The 8,199-nt window shown below is 63.3% G+C and carries 9 protein-coding genes; 5 read left to right on the forward strand and 4 right to left on the reverse strand.

Features of this window, described 5'->3' with window-relative positions; genetic code table 11:
- Nucleotides 1-92: 92 nt before the first annotated feature.
- Complete coding sequence (locus tag ACLEJU_RS28465) at nucleotides 93-1,661, reverse strand: beta (1-6) glucans synthase (protein WP_435424918.1); 1,569 nt, start codon at nucleotides 1,659-1,661, stop codon at nucleotides 93-95.
- A gap of 197 nt (nucleotides 1,662-1,858) precedes the next feature.
- Here ACLEJU_RS28465 and ACLEJU_RS28470 point away from each other — a divergent pair, with 197 nt between their 5' ends.
- The 3 genes from ACLEJU_RS28470 to ACLEJU_RS28480 all read left to right on the forward strand — a co-directional run bounded on the left by ACLEJU_RS28470 (nucleotide 1,859) and on the right by ACLEJU_RS28480 (nucleotide 4,937).
- Nucleotides 1,859-2,719: a glycine betaine ABC transporter substrate-binding protein gene (locus ACLEJU_RS28470; RefSeq protein WP_435424919.1), complete on the forward strand. Its 861-nt coding sequence runs from the start codon at nucleotides 1,859-1,861 to the stop codon at nucleotides 2,717-2,719.
- Nucleotides 2,720-2,964: 245 nt separating this feature from the next.
- Nucleotides 2,965-3,276, forward strand: coding sequence for a DUF485 domain-containing protein (locus ACLEJU_RS28475; RefSeq protein ID WP_110639578.1), 312 nt, complete (start codon nucleotides 2,965-2,967; stop codon nucleotides 3,274-3,276).
- The gene (locus ACLEJU_RS28480; protein ID WP_103449573.1) at nucleotides 3,273-4,937 is read left to right on the forward strand and encodes a cation acetate symporter; all 1,665 of its coding nucleotides are present in this window, start codon (nucleotides 3,273-3,275) and stop codon (nucleotides 4,935-4,937) included. Before ACLEJU_RS28475 ends, ACLEJU_RS28480 begins: the two co-directional genes overlap by 4 nt.
- Nucleotides 4,938-4,991: 54 nt before the next feature.
- Here ACLEJU_RS28480 and ACLEJU_RS28485 read toward each other — a convergent pair whose 3' ends face one another.
- Nucleotides 4,992-5,144: a DUF3309 family protein gene (locus tag ACLEJU_RS28485; protein ID WP_003252624.1), complete on the reverse strand. Its 153-nt coding sequence runs from the start codon at nucleotides 5,142-5,144 to the stop codon at nucleotides 4,992-4,994.
- Between the two features lie 203 nt (nucleotides 5,145-5,347).
- Here ACLEJU_RS28485 and ACLEJU_RS28490 point away from each other — a divergent pair, with 203 nt between their 5' ends.
- Together ACLEJU_RS28490 and ACLEJU_RS28495 are read left to right on the forward strand one after the other, a co-directional pair.
- The gene (locus ACLEJU_RS28490; RefSeq protein ID WP_435424920.1) at nucleotides 5,348-6,157 is read left to right on the forward strand and encodes an SDR family oxidoreductase; all 810 of its coding nucleotides are present in this window, start codon (nucleotides 5,348-5,350) and stop codon (nucleotides 6,155-6,157) included.
- Between the two features lie 126 nt (nucleotides 6,158-6,283).
- Nucleotides 6,284-6,466: a carbon storage regulator gene (locus tag ACLEJU_RS28495; RefSeq protein WP_110639581.1), complete on the forward strand. Its 183-nt coding sequence runs from the start codon at nucleotides 6,284-6,286 to the stop codon at nucleotides 6,464-6,466.
- A 153-nt stretch (nucleotides 6,467-6,619) separates the two neighbouring features.
- On the opposite strand, the gene ACLEJU_RS28500 is transcribed toward ACLEJU_RS28495, so the two are convergent.
- Nucleotides 6,620-6,847, reverse strand: a complete 228-nt coding sequence (locus ACLEJU_RS28500; protein WP_013971435.1) for a YheU family protein — start codon at nucleotides 6,845-6,847, stop codon at nucleotides 6,620-6,622.
- Between the two features lie 55 nt (nucleotides 6,848-6,902).
- Nucleotides 6,903-8,087 (reverse strand): osmoprotectant NAGGN system M42 family peptidase, encoded by a 1,185-nt coding sequence (locus ACLEJU_RS28505; RefSeq protein ID WP_435424921.1) that lies wholly within the window; start codon nucleotides 8,085-8,087, stop codon nucleotides 6,903-6,905.
- Nucleotides 8,088-8,199: the final 112 nt, after the last annotated feature.

The raw sequence follows: 8,199 nt of genomic DNA on the forward strand, positions 1-8,199 counted from the left end.
GCAGGCCGTTACCGGCCCGCACACAAAAAATCTGACAGTCCCGGGGCCGCTGCGCGCCCCTTTCGCGACACAAGGCCGCTCCTACAAAAAGCTTATCGCCTAATGGAAATTCGCAAGCTCCGCCACAGGGCTGCGGTCATCAACACACTGACCACCGCCCACCCCCAAGCCTGCTGATTCTCCAACCCTTCCCGATACAACTGCGGCAACACCCCGGCCCCGACGATAAAGGTCAGCAACGCCACCTCCGCCCGCCGAGCCGCTACCGGCTTCAGCAGGTACACCAGTGCCGGCAATGCCAGCGCCACGCTCGGGAAGCTGCGGTAGCGTGGGTCGAACACCATCGCCAGCATGCTCACTGCCGCCGCAAATCCGGCAGCCAGCAACCACCAGCCTGCACGCGCTTGCAACCAGCCGAACAGCCGCTCGCGCCAGCCGTTACGACGGACCAAGGCAAGGGCCGCATGCATCAGCACCAGCAGGTTCAACCCGGCCAGCACCACCGCCCACACCCATTCCCCGGCAAACCGCGCATGGGTGCGCATCAACTCGCCCCACAACCCCAGGCAGCCTGCGCCAAATGCTGCCAACAGCGGCAGCAGCAGGGCCGCCAGCGGTGTCGCCGGGCGCCCGGCCATCAGCAGCGTCACCGCCATCAACAGGACGCTCGCCAGCAACCACTGCGGCCAGTACTGCAGGTTGCTGACCGGTCCTTCGAGCACGCCCTTGTCCTGTCGGTCGGCATCGTACAACCCCCAATAACCCCCCACAGCGCCCTCGCTGGCACGCTTCCAGGGTTGGTCGAACGCTTCGATGAGGTTGTAGTGCCAGCCATTGGCCTCGGCCATGCTGACGAAGCCACGAATGAAGCGCGCCTCGTTGGCCCGGCTGGGCACGGCGGTCTCGCGCTGTCGGCCTTCGCTAGGCCAGCCGGTTTCGCCGATGAAGATGTCCTTGGGCGCGAAACGCTTGCCGAACACCTGGCGCACGTCGGCGACATGGGCCAGGGCATCGTCGATGCCGCGTGGGTCATCTTCCCAGTAGGGCAGCAGGTGGATGGTCAGGAAGTCCACCGCTGGCGCCACCTGGGGGTGTTGCAACCAGAACTCCCAGACATCGGCATAGGTTACCGGCACCTTCACCTGGCTCTTCACCTTGTTGATCAGCGCGGCCAGCTGCTCGCCGGTCACCTCCTTGCGCAACAGCGCCTCGTTGCCAACGATCACCGCGCTGACCACGTCCGGGTTGGCATTGGCGGCGGCGATCAGCGCGTCCACCTCCTTGCCGGTGTCGACCGGGTTGGCGTTGACCCAGGCCCCGAGCATCACTTTCAGCCCATGCTTGCGCGCCAGCGCCGGGATTGCCTCAAGGCCGGTCATCGAATAGGTGCGGATGCACTGGAATCGCTCGGCCAGCAACGCCAGGTCGGCGTCCATGCGCGCCGGGCGCAGGCGGAAAGGTTGGTCGAAGGGCGACTGGTCCTTGTCGAACGGTGTGTACGACGCACACTGCAGTTTATGCGTGGGGCTGGCGGCGTCGGGCAGCAGGACCGGCTTGCCCAGCCCGTACCAGAGCGCTCCCAGCCCGAGCAGGGCCAGCAGGCAGGCGAGCAGGTACAACGGCAGCAGCAGGCGGGAAGCATCAGGCATCGGGCGGTCCATCGTCAGGCGCAAAATGGTAGATAGTAGCCCGGCGCCAAACCTTTGGCATGCAAGGATCGCGCAGGGCGGCGTAAGTCGATGCCGCTAATGGCACAGTGCTGTCGCATATGGGGCGGGTACAGGTCGCAGTGGGAGCAGGTCGACCTGTGTTGCAGGAAGATGATGCAATCTCCAAGACCTGACGAGGGGATGCTTTGATGGCAACTTTTACAAGAATGCGCCGTTTCCTGGGGCTGGGCACCGCCCTGGTATTGGCCATGGGCGCTGCACAGGCCATGGCCAAGGAAGTCAGCATTGGTTACGTGGATGGTTGGGCCGACAGTGTGGCGACCACCAACGTGGCCGCCGAAGTGATCAAGCAGAAGCTTGGCTATGACGTGAAGCTGCAGGCAGTGGCAACCGGCATCATGTGGCAGGGCGTGGCCACCGGCAAGCTCGACGCCATGCTGTCGGCCTGGCTGCCGGTGACCCATGGTGAATACTGGGCCAAGAACAAGGACAACGTGGTCGACTACGGCCCGAATTTCAAGGATGCCAAGATCGGCCTGATCGTCCCCGAGTACGTCAAGGCCGTGAGCATTGCCGACCTCAAGACCGATAGCAGCTTCAAGCAGAAAATCGTCGGTATCGATGCCGGCTCCGGGGTGATGCTCAAGACCGACCAGGCGATCAAGGACTATGACCTGACTGGTTACAAGCTGCAGGCCAGTTCCGGTGCGGCGATGACCGCCGAACTGGGCCGCGCGTACGCCAAGCAGCAGTCGATTGCCGTGACCGGCTGGGTGCCGCACTGGATGTTCGCCAAGTGGAAGCTGAAGTTCCTCGAAGACCCGAAAGGCGTGTATGGCGCGGCGGAGACCGTGAACAGCATCGGCAGCAAGGAACTGGGCAGCAAGGCGCCGGAAGTGGCGGAGTTCCTGAAGAAGTTCCAGTGGCAGTCCAAGGACGAGATCGGCGAGGTGATGCTGGCAATCCAGGAAGGCGCCAAGCCTGAGGCGGCGGCCAAGGACTGGGTGGCCAAGCACCCGGACCGCGTGAAGGAGTGGACTGGCAAGTGATCACCCGGTAGGGCCAGTTTTGCTTCTTCGCGGGCTTGCCCGTTCCCACAGGTATATCACTGCCCTCAGGCCGTGTGATGTCCCTGTGGGAGCGGGTATGCCCGCGAATGGGCATCAAGGTTTGTTACGCAATCGGTAAAACACCGTTGCATCTAAGACTAAGGTCGTCTGGTTGCCGTCCAACAGCTGCATAAAGTAAGGGTGTGGGTTCCACCCCCAACCTGTGCTGCTAGGACAAAAACAAAATGAACGACAGCATTTACCTCTCGATACAAAACAGCCCGCGCTTCAAGGAGCTGGTCAGCAAACGTGAACGATTCGCCTGGATTCTGTCGGCGATCATGCTCGGCCTCTACTGCGCCTTCATCCTCCTGATTGCCTACGGTCCTCAGATTCTGGGCACCAAGCTCAGCCCGGACTCGTCGATTACCTGGGGCATTCCCCTGGGCGTCGGCCTGATCGTTTCGGCATTCGTCCTGACCGCCATCTACGTGCGCCGCGCCAACGGCGAGTTCGATGAGCTGAACAAGGCCATCCTGAAGGAGGCGCAACAATGATTCGCCACGCCAAAGCCCTGGCCGTCCTGGCCTGCGGAGCCTTCGCACCCGCCGTGTGGGCCGCCGATGCCCTGACCGGCGAGGTGCAGAAACAACCGCTGAACGTTCCGGCGATCGCCATGTTCGTGGCCTTCGTCGCCTTCACCCTCGGCATCACCTACTGGGCCTCCAAGCGCAACAAGTCGGCGGCGGACTATTACGCCGCCGGCGGCAAGATCACTGGCTTCCAGAACGGCCTGGCGATTGCCGGCGACTACATGTCGGCGGCCTCGTTCCTGGGTATTTCCGCCTTGGTGTTCACCTCTGGCTACGACGGCCTGATCTATTCGATCGGCTTCTTGGTCGGCTGGCCGATCATCCTCTTCCTGATTGCCGAACGCCTGCGCAACCTCGGCAAGTACACCTTCGCCGACGTCGCCTCGTACCGCCTCGGGCAGAAGGAAATCCGCACCCTGTCAGCCTCCGGTTCGCTGGTGGTGGTGGCGTTCTACCTGATCGCGCAGATGGTCGGCGCGGGCAAGCTGATCGAGCTGCTGTTCGGCCTCGACTACCACGTCGCGGTGATCCTGGTGGGTATCTTGATGTGCCTTTACGTGCTGTTCGGCGGCATGCTGGCCACCACCTGGGTACAGATCATCAAGGCCGTGCTGCTGCTGTCTGGTGCCAGCTTCATGGCGCTGATGGTGATGAAGCACGTCGGCTTCGACTTCAACACGCTGTTCTCCGAAGCGATCAAGGTGCATGCCAAGGGCGAGGCGATCATGAGCCCGGGCGGCCTGGTAAAAGACCCGATCTCGGCATTCTCGCTGGGCCTGGCGCTGATGTTCGGCACCGCCGGCCTGCCGCACATCCTCATGCGCTTCTTCACCGTCAGTGACGCCAAGGAAGCGCGCAAGAGCGTGCTGTACGCCACCGGCTTCATCGGCTACTTCTACATCCTGACCTTCATCATTGGCTTCGGCGCAATCCTGCTGGTCAGCACCAACCCGGACTTCAAGGACGCCGCTGGCGCCCTGATCGGCGGCAACAACATGGCGGCGGTGCACCTGGCCGATGCCGTGGGTGGCAGCGTGTTCCTCGGCTTCATCTCGGCGGTGGCCTTCGCCACCATCCTGGCGGTGGTCGCCGGCCTGACCCTGGCAGGTGCCTCGGCGGTCTCCCACGACCTGTACGCCAGCGTCTGGCGCAAGGGCAAGGCCAACGACAAGGATGAAATCCGCGTGTCGAAGATCACCACCGTCGCCCTTGGCGTGCTGGCGATCGGCCTGGGCATCCTGTTCGAGAAGCAGAACATCGCCTTCATGGTCGGCCTGGCGTTCTCCATTGCCGCCAGCTGCAACTTCCCGGTACTGCTGCTTTCGATGTACTGGAAGAAGCTGACCACCCGCGGCGCCATGATCGGCGGCTGGCTGGGCCTGGTGAGTGCGGTGACGCTGATGATCCTCGGCCCGACCATCTGGGTGCAGATCCTCGGTCACGAAAAAGCCATCTACCCGTACGAATACCCGGCGCTGTTCTCGATGGCCATCGCCTTCGTCAGCATCTGGTTCTTCTCGGTCACCGACAAGTCCAAGGCGGCCGACGACGAGCGTGCGCTGTTCTACCCGCAGTTCGTCCGTTCGCAGACTGGCCTGGGGGCTTCCGGCGCGGTTTCGCACTGATACCCTTCGGCAATAGAAAAACCGCGCCTTGGCGCGGTTTTTCGTTTTCTGCGGCTAGATCATGCCTAGCAGCAATAGCACCAGCAGAATCACCAGCACCACGCCGATGATGCCGGACGGGCCATAGCCCCAGCTGCGCGAGTGCGGGAAGACCGGTAAGCCACCAATCAGCAAAAGGATCAGGATGATGATGAGAATCGTGGTCATGACGGAGTCCTTGCGTGGTTGAGGGTCAAGGGCCTCGGACTGCTGGCCTCTTGTTAATTCGGACCGGTGCCGCTTGCGAAAGATTCCATTTGTGTACCGACCACCCGGTCATGTCCGCCCATTCACTACCCTGATGAACCCTGCCTCTGGCCAAGGCCTTGATTAGACTCGTTGCACAACCTGTCAGAACAAGGCGTGCCACCATGCAAAACCGCATCATGATCACTGGCGCCGGCTCCGGCCTCGGCCGCGAGATCGCCCTGCGCTGGGCGCGCGAGGGCTGGCGCCTGGCGCTGGCCGATGTCAACGAAGCGGGTCTGCGCGACACCTTGGCGCTGGTGCGGGCCGCAGGCGGCGAGGGCTTCGTCCAGCGCTGCGACGTGCGTGACTATAGTCAGCTCACCGCCCTGGCCCAAGCCTGCGAGGAAAAATTCGGCGGCATCGACGTGATCGTCAACAACGCCGGCGTTGCCTCGGGAGGCTTCTTCGCCGAACTATCGCTGGAAGACTGGGACTGGCAGATCGCGGTGAACCTGATGGGGGTGGTCAAGGGTTGCAAGGCGTTCCTGCCGCAGCTCGAGCGCAGCAAGGGGCGCATCATCAATGTCGCCTCCATGGCAGCGCTGATGCAGGGCCCGGGGATGAGCAACTACAACGTGGCCAAGGCCGGTGTGCTGGCGCTGTCGGAAAGCCTGCTGGTGGAACTGCGTCAGCTTGAAGTGGCGGTGCACTGTGTGTGCCCGTCGTTCTTCCAGACCAACCTGCTCGAGTCCTTCCGCGGGCCGAACCCGGCGATGAAGGCCCAGGTCGGCAAGTTGCTGGAAGGCTCGCCGATCAGCGCGGCGGATATCGCCGCCTACATCCACCAGCAAGTGGCGGCGGGTGAGTTTCTGATCCTGCCCCATGAGGCCGGGCGCCAGGCCTGGCAACTCAAACGTCAGGCGCCAGAGCGGCTGTACGACGAGATGGCGGATATGGCGGTGAAGATGCGAGCCAAGGCGCAGTCACGCTGATTGTAGGAGCTGTCTGTAGGAGAAATTACCAGCCACTGTAGGCTCGCTCTGAATTGCTGGTGAAGCATTGTCCAGACGAATATCCCCAAGCACTCTGCGGTTTTTTCCTGTTGAGAGGACCGGAGCATGTTGGTGATCGGGCGTGAAGTCGGTGAAGTCATCACCATTGGTGACGATATTCGGATCAAGGTGGTGGAATCGCGCAATGGCATGGTGCGCTTTGGCGTGGAAGCACCGCGCAAGGTGCCGGTGCACCGGGCTGAAGTCTATCGGCGGATCAAGGCGGCGCAGGTTTGCAAGGCTGATTGACCTGCACCGGCCGTTGTGGGAGCGGCCTTGCGTCGCGAAAGGGCTGCAGAGCAGCCCCAGCATTCTCTGCGTCGTCGCTGATATCCTGGGGCCGCTTTGCGGCCCTTTCGCGACGCGAGGCCGCTCCCACAGAATCCGCGACAAGGCCCGATGTCAGTCGAGCAGCTCGCGGGGCACATCATGCTTGGCCAGCAACTGGCACTGTTGGCTCTCAGGGTCGAACAGGATGAACGCCTGGCCCTTGGCCAATGCCTGGCGCACCCGCAGCACACGGGTTTCCAGCGGTGTGTCGTCGCCGTTGTCGGTGCCGTCGCGGGTGACGAAGTCCTCGATCAGGCGGGTCAGGGTTTCGGCTTGCAGTTGGTCGTAAGGGATCAGCATGGGCAGCGCACGGTCTTGTTCAGGAATCCCTGCATGCTACGCGATTCCATGGCCATCAGCTTTTGTTTCCTACCAGGCTGTCCACCGCCGGCACCCGGGTGTCGCTCTCCATCTGTGTATCGTGCTCCAGCTGGTGGCTGAAGCGCTCGAGCGAGGCATTGGCCGGTTGCGAGTCGCTGGCGAACACCGGTGGGCTGAGCAGGTAGGCCGAGAGCAGGCGGCTGAGCGCGGCCAGGCTGTCGATATGGGTCCGTTCGTAGCCATGGGTGGCATCGCAGCCGAACGCCACCAGCGCCGTGCGGATGTCATGCCCGGCTGTCACGGCCGAGTGCGCATCGCTGAAGTAGTAACGGAACAGGTCGCGGCGCACCGGCACATCCTGGTCGCCGGCCAGCTTCAGCAGGTGGCGTGACAGGTGGTAATCGTACGGCCCGGAAGAGTCCTGCATGGCCACGCTCACCGCATGCTCGCTGGAGGCCTGGCCGGGGGCGACCGGGGCGATGTCGATGCCGACGAATTCGCTGACGTCCCAGGGCAGGGCGGCGGCGGCGCCAGAGCCTGTTTCTTCGGTGATGGTGAATAGCGGGTGGCAGTCGATCAGCGGCTGGCGGCCGCTTTCCACCACCGTCTTGAGTGCCGCCAGCAGGGCTGCCACGCCGGCCTTGTCGTCCAGGTGGCGGGCGCTGATGTGGCCGCTTTCGGTGAATTCCGGCAGCGGGTCGAAGGCGACGAAGTCACCGATGGCAATGCCCAGCGCTTCACAATCAGCGCGGGTGGTGCAGTAGGCATCCAGGCGCACTTCGACGTGCTCCCAGCTGATCGGCATCTGGTCGATCGCGGTGTTGAAGGCGTGCCCGCTGGCCATCAGCGGCAGTACGCTGCCGCGGAACACGCCAGTGTCGGTGAATACGCTGACCCGGCTGCCTTCGGCAAAGCGGCTCGACCAGCAGCCCACCGGGGCCAGGGCCAGGCGGCCATTGTCCTGCAACTGGCGCACGCTGGCGCCGATGGTATCGAGGTGGGCCGAGACAGCGCGGTCCGGCGAACTCTGCCGACCCTTGAGGGTGGCGCGGATCGTGCCGCGTCGGGTAAGTTCGAAGGGGATGCCTAGCTCGTCCAGGCGCTCGGCCACGTAGCGCACGATGGTGTCGGTGAAGCCGGTCGGGCTGGGGATGGCGAGCATCTCCAGCAGGACGCGCTTCATGTAGTCGAGGTCGGGTTCGGGGAGTCGTTCGGTCATGGGTACTCCTTGGTTCCTGTGTTGGGGCCTTCGCGGGCACGCCCGCTCCCACAGGGACTGCATCGCCCCTGTTGCTGTCTCTTCTCCACACCTTACGCTGCCGAAGAACTAT

The organism is Pseudomonas sp. SMN11, assembly GCF_052041945.1.
In the GTDB taxonomy this organism is placed as follows: domain Bacteria; phylum Pseudomonadota; class Gammaproteobacteria; order Pseudomonadales; family Pseudomonadaceae; genus Aquipseudomonas.

What these genes read in the sequence shown, in the direction of transcription:
- ACLEJU_RS28465 (WP_435424918.1), bottom strand. Translation starts at nt 1,661, where the DNA reads ATGGACCGCCCGATGCCTGATGCTTCCCGCCTGCTGCTGCCGTTGTAC.
- ACLEJU_RS28470 (WP_435424919.1), top strand. Translation starts at nt 1,859, where the DNA reads ATGGCAACTTTTACAAGAATGCGCCGTTTCCTGGGGCTGGGCACCGCC.
- ACLEJU_RS28475 (WP_110639578.1), top strand. Translation starts at nt 2,965, where the DNA reads ATGAACGACAGCATTTACCTCTCGATACAAAACAGCCCGCGCTTCAAG.
- ACLEJU_RS28480 (WP_103449573.1), top strand. Translation starts at nt 3,273, where the DNA reads ATGATTCGCCACGCCAAAGCCCTGGCCGTCCTGGCCTGCGGAGCCTTC.
- ACLEJU_RS28485 (WP_003252624.1), bottom strand. Translation starts at nt 5,144, where the DNA reads ATGACCACGATTCTCATCATCATCCTGATCCTTTTGCTGATTGGTGGC.
- ACLEJU_RS28490 (WP_435424920.1), top strand. Translation starts at nt 5,348, where the DNA reads ATGCAAAACCGCATCATGATCACTGGCGCCGGCTCCGGCCTCGGCCGC.
- ACLEJU_RS28495 (WP_110639581.1), top strand. Translation starts at nt 6,284, where the DNA reads ATGTTGGTGATCGGGCGTGAAGTCGGTGAAGTCATCACCATTGGTGAC.
- ACLEJU_RS28500 (WP_013971435.1), bottom strand. Translation starts at nt 6,847, where the DNA reads ATGCTGATCCCTTACGACCAACTGCAAGCCGAAACCCTGACCCGCCTG.
- ACLEJU_RS28505 (WP_435424921.1), bottom strand. Translation starts at nt 8,087, where the DNA reads ATGACCGAACGACTCCCCGAACCCGACCTCGACTACATGAAGCGCGTC.